Genomic DNA, 25984 nt, shown 5'->3' with positions numbered 1-25984 from the left:
TTCAAATAAAGAGAAAGAGGGTGGGACATAACAAAACAAATTTTCAAAAATACCAACACTCCCTTTTCTCACCTCTTTACGTTACCTGAACAAGTTCGTTCCACTGCGCTACGGCCACTCGCTTTCCGCGGGGAGGAACCTGAGCTGCGCTGCGGGACTCAGTTTGCCCTCTCTTTCCCGCAGGAGTCGAGTGTCCTACGCTCCATTCCACCCTGTTTCCAACATTGTTTTCACAATCAACAAAAAACCTGAACGATTAAAAGTGAGGAACTCTCAACCGTTCAGGTTTATCATTGGCTGAATTACTTAGGTCTCAGCCTCTTTTTATCAATTATTTCGTTAACTGCTTAACTAACTCTGCAAAGACGGACATCGCATTAGCAATAGCATCTGGTTTTAAGAGATCAACGTTGGTAGCTTTTAATAGTTCAAGCGGATAATCCGAGCTCCCGCTTCGCAAAAATTGTAAATACGCTTCTTTTGTTCCTTTTTCCTTTTTAATAAGTCGATCAGCAATATCAATGGCTGACACAAAGCCTGTCGCATACTTATAGACATAAAATGGACGGTAAAAGTGAGGGATTCTAGCCCATCCATATTTGGTTTCTTCATCTGCTACAAGACTTGGTCCATAATATTGCTTCATTAAATCGGCATACACTTCATTAAATACCTCAGCATTTAACGGCTCTTGTTTCTGTGCTTTTTCATGCGTAATTTGTTCAAATTCGGCAAACATCACCTGCGTGAAGAAGGTTCCTTTAAACTGATCAATAAAGTGATTTAATAAGTACTTTTTCTCTTCTTCTGTTTTAGCCCGCTCAATTAAATAACGAATTAAAAGAACTTCATTGACCGTCGATGCCACTTCCGCTACAAAGATTGAATACCCAGCTTTAATTTGAGGCTGATACTGGTTTGAATAATAGCTATGCATCGCATGGCCCATTTCATGAGTAAGAGTAAACAAGCTTGATAAATCATCTTGATGATTCAATAAAACGAATGGATGAACGCCGTATAAACCTAAGTTATATGCTCCTGAGCGTTTCCCTGGTGTTTCTCTTACATCAATATATCGCTTTTCTTTAAAGCTCTTTAACGTATTGACATATTCTTCACCGAGTGGATACAAGCTCTCCAACATTGTTTCATATGCTTTATCATAGGGAATCGTTAGCTTATGATTTTTCACTAACGGGACACTTAAATCATATTGACGAAGCTCTGATAACCCAAGCTCTTTTTTTCGAATGTCCATATAATCATACAACGGCTGAATATGTGCTTTTGTTGTTTGGATTAAATTCTCATATACCTCTTTTGGAACATTATCTGAAAACAGCGCTCTTTCTAAAGTAGATGGATACTGCCTAATTTCAGACGTTGTTTTTGTATTTTTAATCGCTGAGCTTAACGTTGAAGCAATTGTATGTTGCAAATGCATGTACGGCTTGTAGTAAGCTTGGAATGCTTCTTTTCGCTTCTCTCGGTTTTTATCCTCAATTAACTTGCTATACATCCCTCTTGTTAATGTCACCTTTTCACCAGAATCAGTCGTTACTTCACCAAAACGAATGTCCGCATTATTAATCATCCCAAATGTCTGACGAGGAGAACCTAGCGCATCCCCCATTTTCGATAAAATTTCTTCTTGTTCCTTGCTTAACACGTGCTTTTTATACCGATACGACTCAAATAACGAATCCTCAAAATAAGCTAATTCTTTTACTTCGTTTATGTATGATTTAAGCGTAGATTCATCTAGTGATAATAAAAATGGCATAAAAAATGAAGTGGCGCTGCTTATTTTTTGACCTAAGTGGCTAGCTTTATCTAAAAGTGCCTGAGAAGCTGAAACTCGTGTATCTAAGTCATGTTGTAAAAACGCATATACATATAGTTTGCTATATTCATAGGTCATTTCTTCCTTTAAGTTTAAAAATTGATACAACTCTTCAGCACTTGAAATGTTTCCGTTAAAGCTACTTAATTCAGCCACCTTTTCTTCAATAAGTGCATACTGTACATGCCATTCCTCTATATTTGGATAAATGTCAGCTAAATTCCAAGTTTCTTGAACTGGTACATCCGTTCGATTTCGATAGGTTTTCATTCTTATTCCTCCTTAAATAAGTTCAATTACAACGGGACAATGATCACTTCCCAAAATGTTTGAGTGAATATCCGCACACTTTAATCGACTTTTCAGCTGCTCTGAAATTAAAAAATAATCAATGCGCCATCCAATGTTTCGCTCTCTCACCGTACTCATATACGACCACCATGTATACATACCTTCTTGGTTTGGGTGAAGATAACGAAACGCATCAACAAATCCTTCCGCTAACAGTTGCGTCATTTTTTCTCGTTCTTCTGTTGTAAAACCTGAATTTCCTTTGTTGCTCTTGTCATTTCGTAGGTCTAGTGGTGTGTGAGCAACATTTAAGTCACCGCAAAAAACAACCGGCTTCTGCTGGTTTAGCTCTATTAAATAGCTTCTGACTGCGTCTTCCCACTCCAGTCGATAAGCAAGTCGAGTTAAGTCTCTTTTCGCATTTGGCGTGTACATTGTGACTACAAACAGCTCTTCAAATTCAAGCGTAATGACTCTTCCCTCTAAATCTTCAAAATCACGTATGCCATACGTGACGCCTAAAGGCTTTTTCTTTGTAAAAATGGCCGTTCCAGAATACCCTTTTTTTTCAGCATAGTTCCAATATTGATGATATCCTTCTGTTACTAAATCGATTTGGCCTTCTTGAAGCTTTGTTTCTTGAATACAAAATAGATCTGCGTCCACTTCGTGAAAATAGTCCATAAAGCCTTTTTTCACACATGCTCGTAACCCGTTTACATTCCATGATACTAATTTCATTTTATCAGTTGTTCTCCTTTAACTTATTCATCAGTACCTATCATTATGGCATATTCACGAAACGTAGAGAACAGATTTGCCTATATAACAAAAGGAACGTTCACAATTGAACGTTCCTTTTACATAAAACATGTTATTATTGAGCTTTCTTTAATTCCGTTGGCTGACTGTTCGCACCCACAACTGCTTGCTGAATGCGACCTTCTACCTTGTAATCAAATGGTTGCTGAAGCGTCTTTACATAAGCAATCGTAGCTTCTAAATCTTCAGGACCAACTTCCATATCTTTCGATAGTTCGCCGATTCCATATTTTGTATTGCCATACATATAGTTATTGACAACAACCGTATACTCTCTAGATGGATCTAAAGGCGTTCCATCAGGTAAAGTTAAATCAACGACTTTTAGCGTAGCTGGGTCCCATGTGTAATGGAAACCTGCAACGTGAAAATCAAGTCCAGAAGCTGCAATCTGGTTGTTTAATACCGTTTCAAGATCAGCTCCTGAAAGGGTCACTTTGTTTAAGACATTTCCAAACGGTTGAATGGAGAATAAATCACCAAACGTTACTTCACCCGCATCAAGCTGAGCACGTAAACCGCCACCGTTCATTAAAGCAAAGTCAGAATTCATTGCGTACTTCATTCCATCAGCTAAAAGATTTCCTAAAGCAACGTCTCCCACTTCACCATTTGTAGGGTATCCTTTAGGTAAAGTAGTAAGTGATTCACCCACTACTTCTGCTTTGATTGGAGCCGTTTTTTCTTCATACTTGTTTAAGATAGCGGAAACCGCAGGGTCTGGTGTATAGTCCTTTTGGTATACAGTCACAACTTCTGCTTGTTTCTTACTAATGTCCCCTGTTGCAGGGTCGATTTCAATGTCTACATCCGAAAACGCAGAGCCGTATGAATACGCTTGAACGATTAATTTATTGTCAACGACTTGATTGACTTTTGCATGGTTATGAGCAGCAAAAATTACGTCTACTTCGTCATCTACCTTTTCTGCAATATCAGCAGCATCAAAAGCATCTGTTCTTCCATTTTGTACAGAAGGGTTATGAGCTAGCACAGCGATTGCTTTCACACCTTGGTCTTTGAGCTCTTTTGTATACTTGTTAATCGCCTCTGCTTCATCAGTAATTTTTAACGTTTCGTTTCCTTTTTGAACAATCATTGAAGGAGTTTCTTGCGTCACAACTCCGATAAAGCCAATCTTTTGGCCACCTACTTCTTTAACTGCGTACGGATCGGTAATTAGTTTATTTGTTGACGTATCATATGCGTTAGCTGCCACAACAGGAAAATTCATACCATCGTATCCTGGATTGCCTTTTGGATGATCTCCACCTTTGATCATGCGGTGTAGCTCAGAAATCCCTTCATCAAACTCATGGTTACCAAGCGTACCTACATCAAAGCCCATCGCTTCCATTACTTCAACCGTTGGCTCATCTTGGAATAAAGCTGAAATAAGTGGGCTTCCACCAATCATATCTCCTGAATGAACTAAAAGCGTGTTTTCATTTTCTTTTTCACGCTGTTTCATTGCCGCTGCCGTGTACTCCATGCTACCAGCAAGAACACTTTGTCCATTTAGGGTTAATTTTGTATCCGTATCTAACTGACCGTGAAGATCGTTCATGCCTAATAGCTGAACCTTAACTGGATCTGTTGAAGTTCCACCGCTTAAGCTCAGTTTAAAGATTCCAAACCCTTGGTCATTTGTTTTATTTGTGTAAGAAATGTTGCTACCTTCTTTTACATAGCTTTCTCCTTTTGGAGATGATGTAAAGGTAACATTTGCTTCTCCTTTAATCGGTGCGATAGACCAATTGTTGTCAGCAGTTGGCGTAATTTCTTTTTGTTCTGTAATATAATTCATTAAGATTTGACGATTTTCATCCGCTGAATCTACCACTAGCTCGCTACCTTTAAGACCTGGGAAGTTTCCTCCTCCACTTGCACGGTAGTTGTTCGTTACAACGATAAACTCTTGGTTTAAATCGATTGGCTTGCCATCATAGGTTAAGTTCGTAACACGGCTTGAATTTGCGTTAATAACATTACCATTCCCATCGTATTTAGCTGGCTTTGTTACATCAATTTGATACTGAACCCCATCAATTACGTCGAAGTTGTATACAGGGAATGAAGGATTTAAAAGTTCTTGCTCTTCCGATTTCCCTGGCGTAATTTGATTAAACTTTCCAGCTGACATTTCAATCCATTCTTTCACAACTGAACCTTTTACTTTGACTGCTTTCAACGTGTTGTCATACAAATACAAATCGCCCGCACTGCGAATAGTTAAGTCGCCTTTTTTAATCTCTGTAAATTCATTTACGCCATTTCGACCCGCTTTAAACGGAGCACCAACTGATAGAATTGGAAGGTCTTTGTATTCCGGCTTATTGTCCGCAATATATTTTTCTGCGTACCACTTTTGAGCATTTGTTACAACTTGAATAGATGGGTCATCTTGAACCAGCGCAAAGTAGCTGTGAATATCATCCGTTGTTTTACCGATTGGCGTATTTACGTAGTTCACTGTGTTCATATGATCTTTTTGAATCGCTTTTAAAATCTTTTTATCAGATTCCACCGTGCTTTGCGTTACTGTTTTTCCTGTTTGTGGATCTTTTACATCTTTATAAATCTCTCTTGTTGAAGACTGTGAGTTTATAACAGACCACTTGCCCTTTTTCTTTTCTAAAGACAGGTCAATTAAGCCGAGAGAACCTCCGCCGTACCCTGCTTGTACAGCTGGCACACCGTTAATTGTTCCTTTTGCATTATCTACGCCTGGAAGCGGCTTTTTATTTACGTCTAAGAATAGACCATCAAGCGCTGCTTCTGTTTTTGCCGGGAACACTTTATGCGTATGAGAGAACGTAATCGCATCGATGCCTTTTACTTCACTTAGGGCATAAATCGTATCTTCGGAGTTATCTTTATTGCTGCTAAATCCAGAATGAGCAAGGGCAATGACAACATCCGCTCCCTTTTTCTTCATTTCTGGTACAAACTTGTTCGCTGTGTCTACAATATCTTTCGTAATGACTTTACCATCTAGCTTTGCTTTATCCCACTCATTAATTTGTGGAGGGACAAAGCCGATAAAACCTACTTTAATAACGTGCTTCTTTCCGTTCTCATCCACAACTTTTTTATTCACAATTTTGTAAGGAGTAAATTTATTTTTATCATTTTTAGGATTGTTATCGTGATCGTCAATATATACGTTGGCGTTAATATAAGGAAAGTCAGCGTCATTATAAGCTTCTTCCAAATAATCTAAGCCGTAGTTAAATTCATGATTTCCTAGAGTCGCAACATCATAGTCCATTTCGTTCATTGCTTTAAAGACAGGATGAACTTCACCTTTTTTAAGTGGTTTTACCGTCGCTTTATATGTACCTAACGGTGTCCCTTGAATTAAATCACCATTATCAACTAATAAACTGTTTTTCACTTCGCTGCGCGCTTGCTTAACAAGCGAAGCCGTCTTCACTAATCCTACTTTTTCATAAGGAGCATCTTTGTAATAATCATAGTTTAATAGATTCGTATGAATATCAGTTGTTTCCATTAAGCGCATTTTGACAATTGAATCTTTCTTTCCTGGATGCTTCTCTTTTTTTTCAGATGAATTCTGGTGGTTCTCATGATTACTAGAAGCAGATACAGTTGTTGTTACAAGAGGCATTGATAATAACGATAACGCCAAAGAGGTTGATAATATTTTTTTCGCTTTGTTGTGTTTACCCTTTTTCATGTATCATTCACCTTTCAAGTAGATTAGTAGACTGTTCAAAAATAGTATAGCAGAAAAGATTTTAAATAAGTTGTAAATTTTTTGACTTGTTCGTAAATAATCTTTTACACGTCGTTAACATACTATATTTTGGAAATAAAAGGGAAAATGATAGGTATTTTAAATCATTTTATTTTTCAGATTTTTTGTTAGAAAACCTATCCATATACCCTTAACTCTGTCATACTCTCTGACAAACTACAGAAAAATCTAAAATCCTACGAAAATATTAGCTTCTTCGACAAACCAAAAAATTTTATGGTCTATTGGGGTTTTATATTCCAAAAAGAATAACAAAACTCTTAAATAACTATATTAAAAAAACAACAACTTAAAATCTATCTGGTTAGATTGCCTTCCATCAACTAGTTATTTTTACTTATTTTTCATTATGCAGATAAAAAAGAGAACCTAATGTTTTATTTTAGGTCCTCTTTTTCATTTATAGCTATTTAAAATCTGCTTGTAAAAGCTGTATTTCTTGCTCTACTAACGAAACAAATCGTTCGTTTTCTTCAATTTCAAATATGTGAATCGATTTTTGGAGACAGGATAGCCCTTCTTCACTTTTGCCAATTTTATATAAGGACTCACCTACCTGATAATGTAGCTCTCCCAATAAATATAGAGTTTCATGCTTTACACAGAGCTCTAGACCAAGTTTTCCGTACTTAATTGACTTTTCATAACGCTCCATCTCACACAGCGCTTTTGAAAGTCCATAGAGAATGCGAATTTTTACAAGCGGATCTTTTAATTTAGGAAGAAGCGTAATATGTTGTAGAGCTTCCATATACGCACTAAATGCTTTTTTCAAATCTCCTTCTTCCTCATAAATGATGGCAATGCTGTTCAAGATTGCAATTTCTTTTTCAGAATAAAAATGTTCACTTGTGCGAGTAAACGAAATAGCTCGCTCTAATTTTTCTAGAGCTGTTGGAAAAGAGTGATGAATATAATAATCACAAATCGCTTCGTGCCATAAAAAGAACTGAGCATGAAACGGATCTTGAAACATCGGGTTTTCCTTTTCTTTGTTTACTACATGCAACACCATTTCATAATTTCTCTTGCGAATATAATAGCGAATGGTCTCTTTAATTTCTTTGGAATAGTCATTAGGAGTTAACTCTCCTACTTCAAAAAAATAATTCATAGATACGCCTAGACGCTTTGATATTTTATATAAAATGTCACCCTGAATTGCTTTTGCTCCTGTTTCATACAAATCAAGTTCTTCTTTGGAACATATCCCGTCAGAAAGTTCTTCTTGAGATAACTTGGCTATATTTCTTAGATTTTGAATAAGTTTTCCTACATGCTTTCTGTCGTTCAAGAAATCACCTTATTTATTATCAATAAAACCTGTTTAAACAACATTCTATCATATTTTATAAGTCTATTGTACCATTTTATTCATTTTTGAATCAACAGAAACAAGAAAATAATTCCAAACAAAAAGCAATATTCATAGCTTTACACTGAGATTAAGCATGATATACACTCCTCGTTTAAAAACAAAAAATGAGGGTATTTTATTCATAAAACAACTGTTACTTAAGGAGTTGAAAATTTTGATTATTATTTACTTAAGCTTTGCACTTATAATTGTCTCTGCTTGCTTTTTCATTTATCGCGTAATTTCCTTTAAAAAAGAAATTACGCCAACTATGGATCAAATGACGACAGCAAATGAAACGATTCAACAGGGCATCTCTTCTATACAATACCAATCAAATCAGTTATCAGAAACTCAGGCTGTCATAATAAATGATATTGCTTATAAACAAGCAGCATTCTTATATACAATCGATACGTGTAAAAAAGTAGTTAAAAAAGACGGCTTTCAATAAGAAGCCGTCTTTTTCCTAATTAACCGTTATTTCGTCATTTTTTGTAACAGGAGAAATCGTTCGATCTTGATGATATATAGCGTTAATCTCACCGCCAATTACCAGAATTAATCCCGTTAAGAATAACCATAGCATTAGCACAATGACGCCTCCTAAGCTTCCATAAGTAGCTGAATAGTTACCAAAATTACTGACATAAAATGAAAAGCCAAGAGACGTGAGCTGCCACAGAAGCGTTGCTGCCACAGCACCAGGCCATACGTGTGCAAAAGGAAACTTTTTATTCGGCGCTAATCGGTATAACATAGATAACACAGCAATCATAATTGTGATCGCTACAATCCATCTTAAAACGCTTAAAAATGTCCCAAAGCTAGTTGGCAGCCCCCAGCTTACTAAAGCTTTTAAAATAACACCGCCAAATACAGGTAAAATAAGTGCAATTACAAGTGTTAAAATCAATCCAATTGTTAGCAGTATCGATAAGCCACGCACTTTTATAAACGAGCGAGTTTCTTTTACATTATACGCTTCATTCATCGCTCGCATAAATGCGTTCATTCCATTTGATGCTGACCAAATTGTTCCTAAAATACCGATTGTTAATAAGCCACCATTTGGGTTATTAATAAACTGAACAACATTTTCTTTAAATATATCTGCTGTTTCAGCTGGCATAGCACTTTCTAACACGTTTATCGCATCGTTTGCATCAAGGGATAAATAAGGTATGATGGATAACAGTAAAATTAGCATCGGAAACAGCGAAAGCATGTAATAATACGCTTGTTCTGCCGCAAGCCCAGTTGCATTATCTTCTTTAATTTCAGTTATTAGTTTTTTTACAAAACCCACGATTCCTTGCATTGAATCCCCCATTCCTTCACTTACTCAACTCTTTAATTCCCGATTTTCCTCTTCTTTAATCCTTTTTCTATTCTTCTCTTTGAAGAGGTAGCGTACAACATCGAAACGATCCTCCTGATTTAATAATCTCAGAAATATCAATTTCAACCACTTCAAACCCTCTCATACGAAGGGTTTCATTTACTTGATTATTTACAGGTAAACTAATAAGCGTTTTATTCCCAATTGAAAATACGTTCGTCCCCAATGTAAACTGCTCTTTTTCGGTTACTTCAATTAAGTCAAATCGTTCTTTTAATAATGCTATTTCCCTTTTATCAAGAGCCTCGGGATAAATTAACGCTTCTGTTTTAGAAATAATATTGAAAACGCAATCCAAGTGCAAATAACCGTCTTTAATAGGCATGGGTATAACATTCATATGCGGAAGCTGTTCTTGGACCTGCTTAATAGCCTCCGTGGTCGTTCTCCCACTCACGCCAATGTAAATGTCTTTTCCATCGATAATTACATCGCCGCCTTCAATTGAGTCACCCTTTACTTGATAATAAGATAGGTTATGATTGTTCAACCATTCTGTCAAATAAGCTTCTTCACCTTCACGAATATCGCTTCCCATTTTGGAAACAAGAACCGCGTGGCCAAGTACATATCCAATGTCTCGTGTAAACACTTGTTCTGGAAACCTTTTGTCTGCTTTTAGCTCAATGACGTTAATTCCTTGTGTACGAAGGTACTCTACAAATGTTTTATGCTGCTTACTAGCTTTGGTTTCATCAATATTTTCTCCAGCATAATGCTTTTGTGTTTCATTAATTATTTCTTTAATTTCCATATATGTAGGAGGACAAACAATTACTTCTTTTAAAATGCCGTATTCCGTTTGACAAACGGAGGATTTTTCTAGATTCATCAAAACACCTACCCAAATAATTGTATAGTGTAGTGTTCCTTTTTTATGAAGAAAATAAACAAGTTTTTATTTCTTATAACCAGCAATTAATTTGCTACTAAAAGTGCCAAATAACTTCTATTTGTATCATTGTTTGTTATAAAATAGGCTAGTAGTTATATAGAAACGGAGGTTATTATGGAAAAGCTATCTACAATTTTATATCGATATCGTAAACTTTTTCTAGCTATGTGGCTTGTTTTGATTGTTACATTTGGTTATTTTGCTCTGAAGCTCCCATCTGTTTTGGGAGGTAACGGCTTTGAGATGGAGGGTGAATTTAAACAAACCCAACAGCTTCTTGTTGATGAATTTGACGTCAGCGAATCTCAAGCGATTGTTTTGTTTGAAAAGAAAGATGACGTCTCATATGAAGAGCTTATTAAGAGCGCAAGCAATTACTTAGAGAAAATTAATACAAAGGACTATGTGTTAAAGATTGACGCTCCTTCTCTAGATAGTAGTACAATTGATGGCAACTTTGCGTATGGCATTATTCACTTCAACAAAGCAGCTGTCGATTTAGATAATGAAATTAATGAGCTTCAAGATATTCCAATTGAAAATGATGAAATTAGAGTGAAGCTAACAGGCGAACCTGTTATTGTTCAGGATATGAATACAGCTAGCCAAAAAGATTTAGCAAAAGCTGAAGCAATTGGAATCCCTGTAGCACTCATTGTTTTATTACTTGCTTTTGGTGGCGTTATTGCAGCTGGCATTCCTTTAATTATTGGTATCGTGACGGTTATTACAACAATGGGAATTGTCTATTTCTTTCATCATGTGACACCATTGTCAATCTTTATCTTAAATGTTGTACCGATGATTGGATTAGCTTTAAGTATTGATTTTGCCCTTCTATTTATTAATCGTTTTAAAGAAGAGCTCGTACATAACAGCGTAGAAAACGCTGTGAAAAAGACCATTCAAACTGCTGGGCGCTCGGTCATTTTCTCCGGACTTTGCGTATTTATTGGGCTTGCTGGAATGTTATTCATACAAGTAGACATTTTCCAAAACGTAGCGTTAGGAGGTATGGCGGTTGTATTTGTAGCTGTCTTATCAGCGGTTACATTACTGCCAGCTATTTTAGCAATGCTTGGCGAAAAAGTAAATCGCTTGCGTATCCTGCGCACAAATGATCAATCGGGTCAATCAAAATGGCGTTCCTTTGCTCATTTTGTAATGAAACGACCGGTCATTATGACGCTCGTCTCCCTTGTTATTTTGTTAACAGCACTTCTTCCTATTAAAGATATGCAGCTGGAAATCCCATCTTCTGAAGCCCTGCCAGATAACTATGATTCAAAAAAGACTTTAGAAGTTTACAATGAGCGTTTTACGGACGAAACAACCACCGATGTCTTCTTTGTGTTAAAAAGCAATGGTGATATGTTAGCACAAGGTTCTCTAAATGATGCCGTACCATTTATTCATCAAATAGAAGATGATAATTTGGTCAGTAAGGTTGACTCTTTACCTACTGCATTAAAAGTAGATTCAGGGAAAGAACTTAGCCAACTATTGAACAACCAACAGTTAGAGACTCAAACTAAGCCAGCGGTTGAGTCATTTGTAAATAATGATTATATGCTTGTAAAAGTAACATTGGATACAAAACAAAGTTCCAACGAAGCAAAAGAATTTGTAAAGACGTGGGCTGCTAAAACACCAGGTGATCTTGAACTGTATGTAGGAGGATATCCAAAGTTTGAACAAGAAATTTTTGATGAAATATATGAAAAAGCTCCTTACGGCTTATTGTTAGTGCTGGCATCTACTTATTTAATCCTTATGATTGCCTTTCGTTCTGTCTTAATTCCACTGAAAGCAATTATTATGAACATTTTAAGCTTAACAGCTACTTTCGGATTGCTTGTTTGGCTTTTCCAAGGGGGACATTTCGGCTTAACAGAGTCTAATATTGCCTTAGTCCTTCCCGTATTTGTGTTTGGACTAGTATTTGGATTAAGTATGGATTATGAGGTATTCTTAATTTCACGCATTCATGAAGTGTATGAACAAACAGGCGATAATAACTTAGCAACTGTTGAAGGGTTAGCTTCAACTAGTAAAATTATTACAAGTGCCGCTCTCATTATGATTGTGATTACAGGTGCATTTGCGTTTACTGGCATTACACCTGTCAAACAAATGGGCGTTGGTATCGCGCTTGCTATCTTTATTGATGCTACGGTTGTTCGGATGCTGCTTGTCCCTTCTCTTATGAAGTTATTAGGCAATGCAAACTGGTGGTTTTTTGGTAAAAAAACTACCAAAGCAAACACACAGCTAAGTAAATAAAAAAATAACCCTGCAATTTGCAGGGTTATTTTTGGATAGCAAACAAATCCTCTAAACGATCACTCATATAACGATATGAATCTTCAACGCCTAAGTTATAGAACTCGACAGCTATTTTATCAATGAAGAAATCAAGCAGTAAGCCCGCTGCTAACTCTCCAATTTCTTCATCACGTTCATTTAAAAAATACGTTTGAATTTCTTCAATTAATACTTTCTTTTTTTCTTTTGATATTGTCAAAGACTTGCTCATCCTTGTCTTACCGTTGCGTAAGCAATAATGCCTTCTTCGTCATCTAACTCTAATTCTAAACCTGTTGAGAATGGATCAATGTTCATCTGCGTATCTAACCACAAGCGCAGTGCCTCAATGATATTTAACGTAATATGGACCTGCTTTCGATCATTTACGTATGACTCAGCTGAAAAGCCATAGTCGTCATCATACATCAATTCGACCTCAACTTCCTGAGGCTGCACCTGCTTTTTATCAGCAATATACAGACACATTGCATTGATAATGTCCTGTTCCGAGATTTTTAGTTTCTCCAAGAGTTCACTTCCTGTTCTTTACGCTTGTTACGTTTAATGCTTTGAAATAGTCGAATGACGATTAAAATAAGAGCTACAATTGCTAATGCATTAATTAAGAAGCCGATTACTGGACCTAATGCACCTAAATTTCCTAACATACTACCAAATAGTAATCCTGCAAGTCCACCGAATAATAGTCCTTTCATTAAACCACCACGGTTAGTACTTGCTGTGTTCGTTGATTTTGAGTTATTTGTTGTGTTGTTCTTTTGATTTACAGAAGAATTGCTGTTTGTATTATTGTTGTTCTTAAACATGCTTGGTTGATTGCTGTTTCCGCTATCAAAAGAACGCTTTCCTGATTTATAACCTTTTGCACTTACAATGGTTGAGCTATCTTGAACCAATGCTCCACCTATTGGTGAAAACATAATCGTAAGCGTTACACAAGCTGCTAATACTTTTTTTAACATGAATTTTTGCCCCCTACTATTAGTTACATACGTAAAATTTTCTACGTAACTTGTACTACGTTTCATCGTATCAAAAGGTTTCATTTTTTTATATAAAAATGAAGTAATTGCCCAAAAACGTTCACAATCTTATGATTGGTTACCTACTTAATCAAAAAAGCTGCTTATATCCATGTTGCAAAGAATATGAGCAGCTTCTACAAACCTCGTATTTTATTAGTCAATTACTTTTGGATTGTGAATAACTTGTAACTCTTTCGTTGCTTGTTGCATTTCACTTTTACAAAGCGGGCACGTTGGTTGGTCACCGCTCTTAAAGTTATCGCGAACCCAACACTTACAACTATCTGACGTACATTCCCATACTTTAGTTTCTTCAATTACAGCTGGTTCAACATTTTTTCGGTTATACATAGACATAATCTCCTTTTAAAGTAATCTACTATCCGTCTTCATATGGGTATCATCATGAGTTTATTAAAATGGAGCATATCGGTAAATGACCTATCTTGAAGAATTTAATATTATCATGAGAGAAACGAATCAAAGATGGAGTTTTATTATAAGATTTTAAGCGTATGTTTGGCATAAAGCATATACGCTTAAATGAGGATACAATAGTAAAAAAATTACGTGTTTTTATTATAGCAGAGTTTAGAAAAAAATTCAATAATACTATATTTTCAGGAAATTGACAACTATATTTTATTCATTGCACAAAAGAAACTCAGCATCTCTGCTGAGTTTCTTTACATAATTATTTTTATGATATTAGCGTACTTGACCATTTCCGCTCATTACATATTTAATTGTTGTTAGTGCCGGCAAGCCCATTGGTCCTCTTGCATGAAGTTTTTGAGTTGAAATTCCAATTTCCGCTCCAAAACCAAGCGCTCCACCGTCTGTAAAGCGAGTCGAAGCATTATGATAAAGAGCTGCTGCGTCTACTAACGCCATAAACTTTTTCACAACATTTTCATCTTCTGTAATCACAGCTTCTGAATGCTTCGTGCCATATACTTCAATGTGTTCAATTGCTTCATCTACGTTTGAAACAACCTTCATCGCAATTGCAAGGCGCAAATATTCCTCTGCCCAATCTGCTTCTTTTGCTTCTTTGGCACCAGGAATTGTAGCAAGTGTGCGCTCGTCACCAAACACTTCAATATTAAAGTCTTTAAACGCTTGAATTAAACGGTCGCTGTTTTGCTCAAGCCACTTTTCATGAACTAATACCGTTTCAGCTGCGTTACATACCGCTGGGCGATCCGTTTTAGCATTGATTAGAATCGAAATAGCTTTTTCAACATCTGCGTGTTCATCAATGTAAAGGTGACAATTCCCTACTCCTGTTTCTAATACAGGAACCGTCGCATTATTTACAACAGCCTGAATCAATGATGCACCGCCGCGTGGAATTAATACGTCAATATGCTCTTTCATCGTGAAGAGCTGCTGCGTTGCTTCACGATTTGTACTCGCAATAAATTGGACAGCTTCTTTAGGAATTTCTGTTTTATCTAATGCTTTATGCATGACTTCGACAATCGCTTTGTTGGAATGAATTGCAGAAGAACCACCTTTTAACACAATCGCATTACCTGATTTTAACGCAAGACCTGTAGCATCAACCGTTACGTTTGGTCTCGCTTCATAAATCATTCCAATTACTCCAAGTGGAACGCGAACTTGTTTAACATTTAAACCATTTTCAAGCGTCCACTCTGTTAAAATATCTCCTGTTGGATCATCAAGCTTCGATACCTGCCTTAGTCCATCTGCAAAATCTTTTACACGTTCAACAGATAATGCTAAACGATCCATTAGCGCATCATCAAAGCCTTTTTCTTTTCCATTTTCTAAATCTTTTTCATTTGCTTTTAAAATGTCATCCGTGTGCTCTTCAAGTACATCTGCAATTGTTAAAAGCGCTTTGTTTTTTTGTTCTGTTGTTAATAGACTAAGCTGCTTTGCACCTTTTTTAGCTAACACCGCTTGTTGCTTAACCGAAATATCTTCCTTTACCTGTACCACAAAATCACTCCTGGATAAGATTTACAATATTTTTTTAATATTATGATTATTTTTGTTACATCATTATACCATAGATTTGTCGTTCTTCGATTGTTTAATTAAAGGCCTACCGGAATCGGAATTTCGACGTGACAAACCATTCCTTCACTGTCAACAACGGGTTCATTCATTTCTTGGTTTTGAGCTAATTCTTCTGAAGAATAATTCGAAACACCTAATGCAAGCTCTTGCTCATCAACATCTAAGATTCGAACAACGGAGTCTTCTTCAAAGTGACCTTTTATAAACTTAATGTGTTCTCGTAGCAGCGGCTTCTTTTCTTCCACAATCGCCGTTTTTGCTTCGTCTTTAATTACTATTTCCCCTTCAGGCCCTGAGTTAAACGCAATCCACTGTTCTTTTTGACTTAAGTTAACAGCGTCTTCTCCTGCTTCGAAATACGTTCCAACTGCTTCACCCAACACCGCTTCTGTTAAAATGTTTGGAACGCCTGCTTTTCCTAGGAATGAAGGAATTCCTGAAGCCATTGAAATTTTAAACGCATCAATTTTTGAGCGCATACCACCTGTGCCAACTGAGCTTCCAGAGTCTCCAGCACCTTCTTCAATTTCTGGCGTAATTTCAGATACGTGTGATAATAGCTCCGCATCTGGATTTTCACGAGGATCTGCGCTATATAATCCGTCAATATCAGATAGGATGATAAGTAAATCTGAATCAACTAACCCTGCAACTTTAGCAGATAGCGTATCATTATCTCCAAACTTTAGACGATTAATAGTCACCGTATCATTTTCATTGACAATCGGTACAATTCCTCGTTCTAACAGTACGTTAATGGTATTACGTGCATTGTTATATCTGCTTTCGTCAGAGAAATCATCTCGCGTAATTAAAATTTGTGACGCGACGTAGCCATGAGATAAGAACAGCTCAGAGTATGCTTCCATTAAAAGTCCTTGGCCAATGGATGCGGCCGCTTGTTTTTCAGGTAATGAGCTAGGTCTTTCTAAACAACCAAGCTTTCTGTAACCTGCCGCTACTGCACCGGATGAAACAAGCAGTACCTCATGACCTTGATCTTTCAACTCGACTACTTGGTCAACAAGCCTCTCCAATTTCTTTCGGCTAATCTCACCGTGTGAACTTGTTAAAGAACTGCTGCCAATCTTAATTACAACCCGCTTCTTGCCATCGGGACTCATCAAATCACTCCTAGTTAATTCATTTCTTTTGTTTTATTGATTTATAAATATGAGGATAGTAACGAAGAATATGAAGTTATGGTTTATGCTTCGTTGGATACCTTTTCAAGCTGTTCACTCATTTCTTTTGAACGGTCTGATGCTCCTTTTACCGCGCGCATAATTGCCGTTCCGCCACCATGTTCTTCAAGGGCTTTCAAGCCTGCTGCCGTTGTGCCATTTGGAGACGTTACGTTTTCACGAAGCTCTGTTGGCGTTTCGTCACGCTCCATCATCATTCTTGCCGCACCGTATATGGTTTGGGCTCCAATTGCTCTGGCTACTTCTGGATCTAATCCTTCTTCTTTGGCTGCTTTTTCAATATGCTCCATTAAGAAATAAAAGTACGCTGGTCCACTACCGGCAATGCCCGTGAAAATATCCATTTGTTTTTCATCAATAACGTAAACTTGACCAATTGACGATAGCAGCTCTTTTGTTAAAATGACTGAATCCATTGCTGTATATTGTCCTGGAGATATTGCTGTAGCAGATTGTTGAATCATACTTGAGGTATTTGGCATCACTCGAACAACTTGTTGTTCTTCATGCAATAGATCTTCCATAAAGGCTGTTGAAATACCAGCTAGCACTGATAAAACAACTTGATCTTTAGTTATATTGGGTTTTAAAGAGGATAATGCTTGCTCAGCATCTTTTGGTTTCATTGCTAAAATGAACACGTCAATATCTGTTGTGTCTAAATCAACTCTTTTACTAGTTTGAACACCGTATTTGTTTTCCAATTCTAAAAGGCGTTCTTTATTGCTGCGATTTGTTACCACAATATTTTTCGCTGGAACAATATTAGAATGAATCATACCAGAAATCATTGCTTCTGCCATTGATCCTGCACCTAGAAAAGCAATCTTTTTTGTTTTGATCATCAAATCTCCCCTGTCAAATGTTCGTATTTTTGTTCGCGTTCTCTCAACGGTAACTATCGTAACATGCTCAAAATGGCTGTCAACCTGTCGACAAGGTAAAAATAACGCTGTCAGCACATAGTACAAAAGAAATGAAAACGGATACAAAAATATTTTTCAACAAATTTCTCTATTAGAAAATCCCCAAAAAATCGACTTTTTTCGCTGTATTGATGTTTATAGTTTTTATTTTAGGGAAAATGTTTTATTTGGATGTTACATACTATTTATAAAGAATTTTACGAAACGGGATGGGAACAGCTTGTGAGATTTGTTAAAATACGTATATGGATATTTTAGAATTTTTTTCTTTATTTACCGTATTTAAGAATTTTTAAGTAGAATTTCAGTTTGTAAATAATGATTGATTTTCTACTCAGTGACAGATGAAGAAAACTTTCGCTGACCATTAATTAATATATTTAAACTATCATCGGTAAAATTCACTCCTTACATATAGAAAGCAGAATTTCACCGGAACTTGGAGGTCACAATATGAAGAACAAAACGTTTTCTACCATCTCATTATCTGAAATACACAACCCAAAAGCCATACATGTCGTAGGGATTGGGGCTTCGGCTGGTGGCCTAGAAGCAATTGAACAGTTCTTTGCGAATATGCCTTCTTCAAACGGCATGGCTTTCATTGTTATTCAACACTTATCGTCAAAATATAAAAGTTTTATGCCCGAGCTTTTAGCAAAAAAAACCAATATGAATATTGTTCAAATCGAAAACGGTATGACATTACAAGAAAATACCGTTTACTTAGCTGCTCCTCACTACTTTGTCACCCTGAAAGGCTCTGTATTAGAGCTAACACCCTACGAGCAAAATGAACAAGTAAAGTTTCCAATTGATAAACTTTTTTCATCTTTAGCTTTGAGCCATAAAACAAACTGCACAGCAGTTATTCTATCTGGAAAAGGAAACGATGGAACAGAAGGCGCTAAGCTGATTCGCTCAGAGGGAGGAACTGTTTTAGTCCAGGATGAAACAACTGCAAAATACCCAGATATGCCTCATAGCTCAGTCCAATCTCACTTAGCTGATTATATTCTTTCACCCTCAGATATGCCTGAACTAATCCAAAACAATCTACTAAGCTATGACTTTCAATATAATGAAGAAACCCTTCAATATATTTTCACATTAATAAAAAAGAAAACTGGAATTGACTTTTCTCTATATAAAAAAAACAGCGTGCTTAGACGCATTGAAAAGCGAATGTCTTTATTAGAGACTCCATGTGAGACGTTGGAAGATTACCGAGATTATTTAAATGATCATCCTGTTGAAATTGTTGATCTTCAGCGTGATTTATTAATTGGCGTAACACAATTCTTGCGAGATAAAGAAGCTTTTTCATTAATTGAAGAACAAATAATTCCAAAGATTGTGAATCGGAAAATTGAGCGTAAAGAAGATGAAATTCGCATTTGGGTTGCAGGCTGCTCCACTGGTCAAGAGGCATACTCACTCGCTATTCTATTTCATCAATATTTATCAACTGTGAACCATTATTTCGACGTACGAATCTTTGCAACAGATATTGATAAGCAAGCGATTACAGTCGCAAGTCAAGGGATTTATACAGAAGATAACTTAAGCGTCTTTTCAAAAGAACAAATCAATCAGTACTTTGAACCAACAAAGCACAATTCTTACCAAGTGAAAAAAAACATTCGTAAAATGATTGTATTTGCTCCACATAATATTGCAAAGGATTCACCTTTTGTTAACGTTGACTTAATTAGCTGTCGCAACATGTTAATTTACTTTCAAGGTGAGCTACAGCAGCGAATTTTATCACTTTTTCACTTTTCATTGACAGATGAAGGTATTTTATTTTTAGGGCCTAGTGAAACGGCTGGAAAGCTATCAAACTTATTTCAACCTATCAGTAACAAATGGAAAGTATTTAAAAGTACAGGTCAATCGAACAGACAACTAGCCAGCTCATTTACATTATCAAAGTCCATTTCTAACGATTCAACAATGACCCATGCGCCAATACCTAATCAGCTCTATAAACCGCTTCCTTCTATACAACTAGATAGCATGTATCAAGCATTAATCAATAACTTTATGAGTCCTTGTCTCGTTTTAAATGAATATAATGAAGTGATTTTTTGTTCTAAGGACGCTACGAAATTAATTAATGTCCCTGCTGGGAAAATTCATTACACAATCTTTAAAATGGTTCCCGTACACGTGTCCTTAGCGATTGGAGCTGCCATAAAACGTGTCAAAGAGCAAGCGATTAGCGTTTGCTGTCAAGATATTGACTTTATTATTGATGGAACTATACGACGATTTAATTTAACCGTGTCTTCATTTCCAACAAATGATTCACTCCATCTGCTCGTCTTTGACGAGCAAGAAGTAATTTGGATTTCCGCTATAGAAGAGACTTTATACTTAAATCAAACAAGCACTATTAATGAATTATTAATTGACTTGGAGCAAGAGCTACACTATACGCAGCAGCACTTACAAACAACGATTGAAGAATTAGAAACAACAAATGAAGAATTAAAATCAACAAATGAGGAGCTAATCGCCTCTAACGAAGAACTGCAATCTGTCAACGAAGAACTGATTAGCGTCAATAATCAATATGAACGAAAGATTGATGAATTAACAGATTTAAATAATGATATTGACAATCTATTAATTAGTACAACTATTGCCACAATCTTTTTAGATGATCAGCTTCATATCAAGCTGTTTACACCTGAAACAAAAAAGGTTATTAACGTGTTACATCAAGATATCGGAAGGCCTTTCTTCCATATCTCCCATAACCTGCGTTATAATGATTTAGTTGCTGATGCGCGCTATGTATTGCAGTCTAGCGAAACGATTCATAAGGAAATTCAAAGTGATAACGGGCAATGGTACAGTATGAAGATAATGCCTTATCGCACAACAGAGAATTTAATTAACGGCGTGGTCATTACATTCATTGACATTACTGAAATTAAGCGTTCAAATGAAGAGCTCGCAATTACTTCATTTGCTGTTGCCCATAGCCCAACAAGTATCTTTATTACGGACCATAAAGGTCAAATTAAATACATGAATCAAAAATTCACAGAATATAAAGTTGATTTTAAAGAAATGTTTGGTATGCACGTATACGATTTTTATACAAAGCAGCTGGGTGTGAAAAACTTCCCTTCCATCTGGAATGAAGTATATCGTGGGAAAAAGTGGAACGGTGAAATTTCCTATACAAACGATGATGGTGAAGCAGTTTGGCAGCGTTTATTATTAATGCCTATTAAAAATGAAGCCAATGAAGTGCTTCATTACATTGGTTTAAGTGAGGATATCTCTCAGCACAAACAATCAGAAATCATGCTGAAAAACTCTGAAATGCTGTCTGCTTTAGGACAACTGGCAGCTGGAATTGCACATGAAATCCGCAACCCCTTAACGTCATTAAAAGGTTTTTTACAATTGATGCTTCAAGAAGAAACGTACAAAAAAGAATATATTGACGTAATGATGTCAGAGTTTAACCGCTTGGAACTCATTATTAGTGAGCTATTGATTTTAGCAAAGCCTGAAGTGGTAAAGTATGAGCATAAAAACATTAGCACAATCCTACAGGATGTTTGTACCCTTCTTCATACACAAGCCATTATGAAAAACATTACAATTACTAGTAATATTGCTGATGATCTTCCTACAATGTATTGTATTGAAAAGGACATGAAGCAAGTGTTTATTAATATGGTTAAAAATGCAATTGAGGCAATGGATGATCCGGGATCAATTTACGTTAATGCAAACTACGACCTTACCGATCAACGAATTGTTGTACACGTTATTGATGAAGGAAAAGGAATGCCAAAAGAATGTTTAAAAAGAATTAGCGAACCATTCTTTACTACCAAAGAAAAAGGAACAGGGCTTGGGCTAATGGTGAGCCATAAAATCATTAGCAATCACAAAGGTACCATTTTCTATGATAGTGAAGAAAACAAAGGTACTACTGTTGAGATACGCCTACCGCTTTCTTAATTAATGGCAGCACTCTTTTCTTTTAATTGACGTAAGAGTTCGTCTATAATTTCATGTGTATGTGAAAGCTGAGTAACGATTAAATCGAAGTACTCAGCTTTTTCAGCTTCAATTACATCAGGATGAATAATCGTTAGTAAATCTAATACTGTCTTTACATTTGTTTTCATTTCCCGTAGCTGACGCTTAGATGATAGTGAATGGAGCTGCAAGATGGTATCTTGATCTTCTTCAATAACCGTCAATGTTTGTGTTTGCTTTGCATGTTCTGGTTCTTGAGTAGTCATACTTCTAAATTGATTTAGCGTTGACTGCATATTCGTCATATATTCATGGACGGGATAGCAAATAAATACGTCCTGATTGTTATACGCTTCTGGTTTATAATAAACGTCAAATAAAGCAACTGGATTATCAAACGTAATCATATTAAGCTCCACACGCTTTTCTTCTCGTTCTCGAACGAGAGTTTTTAGCTTTTCATGACTGTCTTTATCAATTATGTCGGCTATATCGCTAGCTGGTAAAAACATTTTGGTCACGCTTGGTGTAAAATCAATGATTTGTCCACTTTTATCCACAATAAATAACGGAACGGGAATAGCTTCAAGCGATAATGACGTCATATTCCCCCCCGATACAAGAGACTGCTTCAGTGCGTTTTCAAACAGCCACTGCTCAAATTGTTCAATCTCGTTAATAAATACGGTTTGTGTTGAACCGTATCCAGTTAAATCATAATGTTGCAATAACCTCCCCCCTACTAACGCAGTAGGTGAATAGGTTAAACTTTCTATTTCGTTAATATATTGCTTTAAGCTTGGTAACAAATGCACCTGTGAAATAGATATTCCAACAACTTCTGGCCTCCGCTTTTCAATGCTGTTAATAGCGTATGGTAAAGGAAGGTTAGCTCCTAAATTCCCCACTTCCCATTTATACTTTTCAAGCAAAGATGCCAACATTTTTAGGCCAATATAGTGTTCTTCTCCTTCGACACAAAAAAGCAAAGCACGCTTGCTTGGCAGCTTTTCTTTATTCACGGTAAACTGTAGTCGAGAAAGTATATAATCACATGTTGCCGTAGCCAAATGTTCATCAGCAACTGAAATTTTATTCTCTTGCCACCATTGCCCAATCTGATACATGGTACTGGTTATTAGACGATAAGTATCCAATAAGGACGAACCATTTTCTATATATGAACCCACAATCAACCAACTTTTTTGTATCTTCCCTTCAACAAGTGATTTTGCTAATACTACGGGGTCGTGGTTGTCCAAAATGAACACATCCTTTCTCTTCTAGATAGAGAGCAAATCTTTTGGTAAAGCCTCTTTTTCACATGACGGACAGTAAGCGTAGACACCTTCTCGAAACGCAACTTCAACCTTTTTCTTACAGGCTTTACATTCAGCATTTACATGTCTTAAATAATCTTGGAAAATTTTTCTCGTTATACCACCTGTATTCCCGCAGTGATGACAAACAAACCGAATTTTTCCTTTTACTGTCACTTCAGCGTCTCGAACGCTATAACATTCCGAACATCGATCCCATATATTTAAGTAGTCTGCCAATGAATATCCTGCCTTATTTACCTGTAGCCATTCCTGCTTTAAATGACTGGAAACGGGCGTCATATCAACATAACTTAAAAACATTTGGACAAAGTCTGAGTGCTCAATGCGAACGGTTAAAGAAATAGAATTCCCCTCATTAATTTCGTTACTACACCACAAACTTTTCTCATCCATCGCAAAGATAAAAAAAGGAAAGTGAGAAGGTATAATTTCAACTCCTTCTTTGACCTTAAGCCTTCTTGGTTCTTTTGTCAAAATTGTAACCGTTCCCCGAAACTCATTAATCGCTTCCCAAAGCCTATTCGGCCATTCTTTTGTAGTAGGCAACACGATAAATAATTTATTTTTCGCACGTTTAATATCCATTACTATCTTGTGGACATCGATTCCTTTATGCCAAATTAACTGCTTATCTTGAATCATTTCTTTTAAATATTCATTCGGTTGATAGATAGCATTTCGTTCCTTCATATATTGAAGTAGCTTAAAAAGCAATCTCTCGTTAGGCAAACGTTTAGTTAAGTAAGGCAGGTCACCTATCATAATAAATTTTCCTTTTGCTCTTGTAATTGCTACGTTTATGAGACGGTCCGCTAATTCATTTATAAGAAGTATACCTGGCTTTGAAAAAGGATGACTATCAACTGTATCAAAAATCATAAGATCTTTTTCAGAACCTTGAAACTTATGAACTGTTGCAGCAAGAATATGCTCCTCAGGAATCACTCCTTTTACTAGATCTCTTACAAGCTGCGCTTGTGCTCGGTATGGGGTAACATAGCCTAATGATGTAATTCCACTTTTAAATGCGCGAATAAGCAAGCTACTTGAAATAAAAGCAGATACTAAATTATACCGAGATCCCCCATTTTTTTCTTTTTGAGCAAATGTCTTAATACCGCTTGTATTCATCAGCACAAGGGCTTTGTCTACAAACGGTTTTAGTTGAGCAATCGCTTCTCTTTGTACTACAGATGCATGGTCGCTTACTTTACCACCATATACATGAGCGTTTGTAAACGCTGAAATATTTGGGTGCATACGACGCTGTTGCTTTAATATCACTAAATGTGGATGCCAGTTTCCTTCATGGATTTGTGCAGCAATTCCTGATTGCTCAAATACATCACGCCCTAACGCTTCTTGCACATACGCATGCTTTGATTGAGAAACGGCTGGAAGCTGCTTAAAATCTCCACAAACAACAATGTGTTTACCTAACGAAGCAGCTAAAGCCACTTGTGGCGTATAAGCCATGCTCACTTCATCTACAATTACTACATCATATTCTTTTTCATAAACGGATGCATCCGTTGCCACTTTAGTTAATGTTGTGCCAATAATGACTGCTTTTTGCACTAGCTCTTTTTCAAGCTCAGCCATCTCTTGTTTCACGCTATTGAGCTTCTTTTTAACTTGTTGAATCTCACGCTCTTTAGAAGGATATCTCGTTAAACGTACATATTGTTCTTGTAAATCCTTCTCTTTTCTCGCAAGATCTGGATGCTCGTGTTCAACTAATAGAGTCGTAGAAAGTTTTGTTTGAAGCTCCTCATTTGCCATAGTCCCGTAACGTACAACCTCTCCTTTTTTCCACTTGTGCTTAGCCTCAATACGTACTAACGCCTCGTTCATTAATACGTCAACAGCTGCATTGCTATGCGACACTACCAATACGCGCTTTTTCTTCCGGTACATGCTATTAATAATGCGTGATAGCGTGTATGTTTTTCCTGTTCCCGGAGGTCCCCATAAATACGTTGTTTGATTATGATGAGCTCTCAGTAAGATTTCATGAAGATCGTTTTTCATTTTGTATTCTTCATGATTCACCTTCGCCGCACCCGTCATTAAGCGTTTAACTCTAGCACGCTTTTTCTTATAGTCTTTCAGTTCTTCTAACCGGTCAATCAATGCTTGTAAAAGTTCCCATGGTTCGTTAAATAAGTATAAAATAGGAACATCAGAACCTAAATAAACCCCTACCTTTACATATACCTCGTGTTTTTCATGAGCTAAAATCTCGCCATCAAGCTCTGCATCCTGAACCTTTACGCGCATGCTAGTTCCATCGATTACGTTAAAAAAGCGTACCATCTGAAAACGGTACACAAAAGCTTCTCCATATCGTCCTACGTATTCCCCGTTAACTAGCTGCTCTTTTTTTCCGCCTTCTTTCTTCAAGTGGCTAATTTCAATTGATAAAGCCCGAACCCACTCTTTTAAATACTGTGAAACTGTTTTTTTCAATTGAGTTAAGCACTGTCACAACCTTTTTTCTAACAGTGCCTTTCACCTCCAAATCATTCATTCCGTTCTCTACAACTTTTCTATTCTAGCATGTTCCAACACTTTATGCAGGCATAAAATCCGACAAAACTTTCATAGTTTTTTCTACCATTAAGTATGAATAGGACTATTTGTCTACAAATAACGACAAAAATCACACAAGTATTCTTCTTTATTTTCCTTTTTGTAACA

General features: G+C 36.5%; 18 protein-coding genes. 3 read left to right on the top strand and 15 right to left on the bottom strand.

Annotation, left to right across the window (positions count from 1 at the left end; translation table 11 throughout):
* Positions 1-331: 331 nt before the first annotated feature.
* From pepF to LZP85_RS07950, 4 genes are all read right to left on the bottom strand, one after another.
* The gene (gene pepF, locus LZP85_RS07965) at positions 332-2116 is read right to left on the bottom strand and encodes an oligoendopeptidase F (protein WP_206782401.1); all 1785 of its coding nucleotides are present in this window, start codon (positions 2114-2116) and stop codon (positions 332-334) included.
* 12 nt (positions 2117-2128) lie between these two features.
* Positions 2129-2878 (bottom strand): exodeoxyribonuclease III, encoded by a 750-nt coding sequence (locus LZP85_RS07960; RefSeq protein ID WP_119543380.1) that lies wholly within the window; start codon positions 2876-2878, stop codon positions 2129-2131.
* Between the two features lie 136 nt (positions 2879-3014).
* The gene (locus LZP85_RS07955) at positions 3015-6659 is read right to left on the bottom strand and encodes a bifunctional 2',3'-cyclic-nucleotide 2'-phosphodiesterase/3'-nucleotidase (RefSeq protein ID WP_206782402.1); all 3645 of its coding nucleotides are present in this window, start codon (positions 6657-6659) and stop codon (positions 3015-3017) included.
* Positions 6660-7146: 487 nt separating this feature from the next.
* Positions 7147-8034: a helix-turn-helix domain-containing protein gene (locus LZP85_RS07950; RefSeq protein ID WP_119543378.1), complete on the bottom strand. Its 888-nt coding sequence runs from the start codon at positions 8032-8034 to the stop codon at positions 7147-7149.
* Positions 8035-8272: 238 nt separating this feature from the next.
* Here LZP85_RS07950 and LZP85_RS07945 point away from each other — a divergent pair, with 238 nt between their 5' ends.
* Complete coding sequence (locus LZP85_RS07945; protein WP_119543377.1) at positions 8273-8551, top strand: hypothetical protein; 279 nt, start codon at positions 8273-8275, stop codon at positions 8549-8551.
* Between the two features lie 15 nt (positions 8552-8566).
* Here LZP85_RS07945 and LZP85_RS07940 read toward each other — a convergent pair whose 3' ends face one another.
* Positions 8567-9418 carry a YihY/virulence factor BrkB family protein gene (locus LZP85_RS07940; protein ID WP_076513012.1) on the bottom strand — a complete coding sequence of 284 codons (852 nt, stop codon included), beginning with the start codon at positions 9416-9418 and terminating at the stop codon, positions 8567-8569.
* Between the two features lie 67 nt (positions 9419-9485).
* Positions 9486-10331, bottom strand: coding sequence for a dimethylarginine dimethylaminohydrolase family protein (locus tag LZP85_RS07935; RefSeq protein WP_119543376.1), 846 nt, complete (start codon positions 10329-10331; stop codon positions 9486-9488).
* Positions 10332-10508: 177 nt separating this feature from the next.
* Here LZP85_RS07935 and LZP85_RS07930 point away from each other — a divergent pair, with 177 nt between their 5' ends.
* Positions 10509-12677 (top strand): MMPL family transporter, encoded by a 2169-nt coding sequence (locus LZP85_RS07930; protein WP_234562139.1) that lies wholly within the window; start codon positions 10509-10511, stop codon positions 12675-12677.
* A gap of 25 nt (positions 12678-12702) precedes the next feature.
* On the opposite strand, the gene LZP85_RS07925 is transcribed toward LZP85_RS07930, so the two are convergent.
* From LZP85_RS07925 to proC, 7 genes are all read right to left on the bottom strand, one after another.
* Positions 12703-12918: a DUF2164 domain-containing protein gene (locus tag LZP85_RS07925; RefSeq protein ID WP_224840170.1), complete on the bottom strand. Its 216-nt coding sequence runs from the start codon at positions 12916-12918 to the stop codon at positions 12703-12705.
* Between the two features lie 8 nt (positions 12919-12926).
* Positions 12927-13229 (bottom strand): YxcD family protein, encoded by a 303-nt coding sequence (locus tag LZP85_RS07920; RefSeq protein WP_025908439.1) that lies wholly within the window; start codon positions 13227-13229, stop codon positions 12927-12929.
* Positions 13217-13684 carry a hypothetical protein gene (locus LZP85_RS07915; RefSeq protein ID WP_061786098.1) on the bottom strand — a complete coding sequence of 156 codons (468 nt, stop codon included), beginning with the start codon at positions 13682-13684 and terminating at the stop codon, positions 13217-13219. The genes LZP85_RS07920 and LZP85_RS07915 overlap by 13 nt, the downstream gene beginning before the upstream one ends.
* 216 nt (positions 13685-13900) lie before the next feature.
* Entirely contained in the window at positions 13901-14098 is a 198-nt protein-coding gene (locus tag LZP85_RS07910; RefSeq protein WP_025908441.1) for a cold-shock protein, read from the bottom strand.
* Positions 14099-14455: 357 nt separating this feature from the next.
* Positions 14456-15718, bottom strand: coding sequence for a glutamate-5-semialdehyde dehydrogenase (locus tag LZP85_RS07905; RefSeq protein WP_061786099.1), 1263 nt, complete (start codon positions 15716-15718; stop codon positions 14456-14458).
* 98 nt (positions 15719-15816) lie between these two features.
* Entirely contained in the window at positions 15817-16923 is a 1107-nt protein-coding gene (gene proB, locus LZP85_RS07900) for a glutamate 5-kinase (RefSeq protein WP_119543374.1), read from the bottom strand.
* Positions 16924-17006: 83 nt separating this feature from the next.
* The gene (proC, locus tag LZP85_RS07895; protein WP_035320203.1) at positions 17007-17849 is read right to left on the bottom strand and encodes a pyrroline-5-carboxylate reductase; all 843 of its coding nucleotides are present in this window, start codon (positions 17847-17849) and stop codon (positions 17007-17009) included.
* A gap of 534 nt (positions 17850-18383) precedes the next feature.
* Here proC and LZP85_RS07890 point away from each other — a divergent pair.
* Positions 18384-21920: a CheR family methyltransferase gene (locus LZP85_RS07890; protein ID WP_206782403.1), complete on the top strand. Its 3537-nt coding sequence runs from the start codon at positions 18384-18386 to the stop codon at positions 21918-21920.
* Here the strand turns inward: LZP85_RS07890 and LZP85_RS07885 are convergent.
* Positions 21917-23203 (bottom strand): cobalamin-dependent protein, encoded by a 1287-nt coding sequence (locus LZP85_RS07885; RefSeq protein ID WP_234562137.1) that lies wholly within the window; start codon positions 23201-23203, stop codon positions 21917-21919. The two genes, LZP85_RS07890 and LZP85_RS07885, sit on opposite strands and share 4 nt — an antisense overlap.
* Positions 23204-23224: 21 nt before the next feature.
* Positions 23225-25753, bottom strand: coding sequence for a DEAD/DEAH box helicase (locus tag LZP85_RS07880; RefSeq protein ID WP_119543371.1), 2529 nt, complete (start codon positions 25751-25753; stop codon positions 23225-23227).
* Positions 25754-25984: the final 231 nt, after the last annotated feature.

The organism is Priestia flexa (genome assembly GCF_021441905.1).
Taxonomy (GTDB): Bacteria; Bacillota; Bacilli; order Bacillales; family Bacillaceae_H; genus Priestia; species Priestia flexa.
Note: the sequence above shows the minus strand (reverse complement) of the source record. Positions and strands in the feature narration are given on the sequence as shown.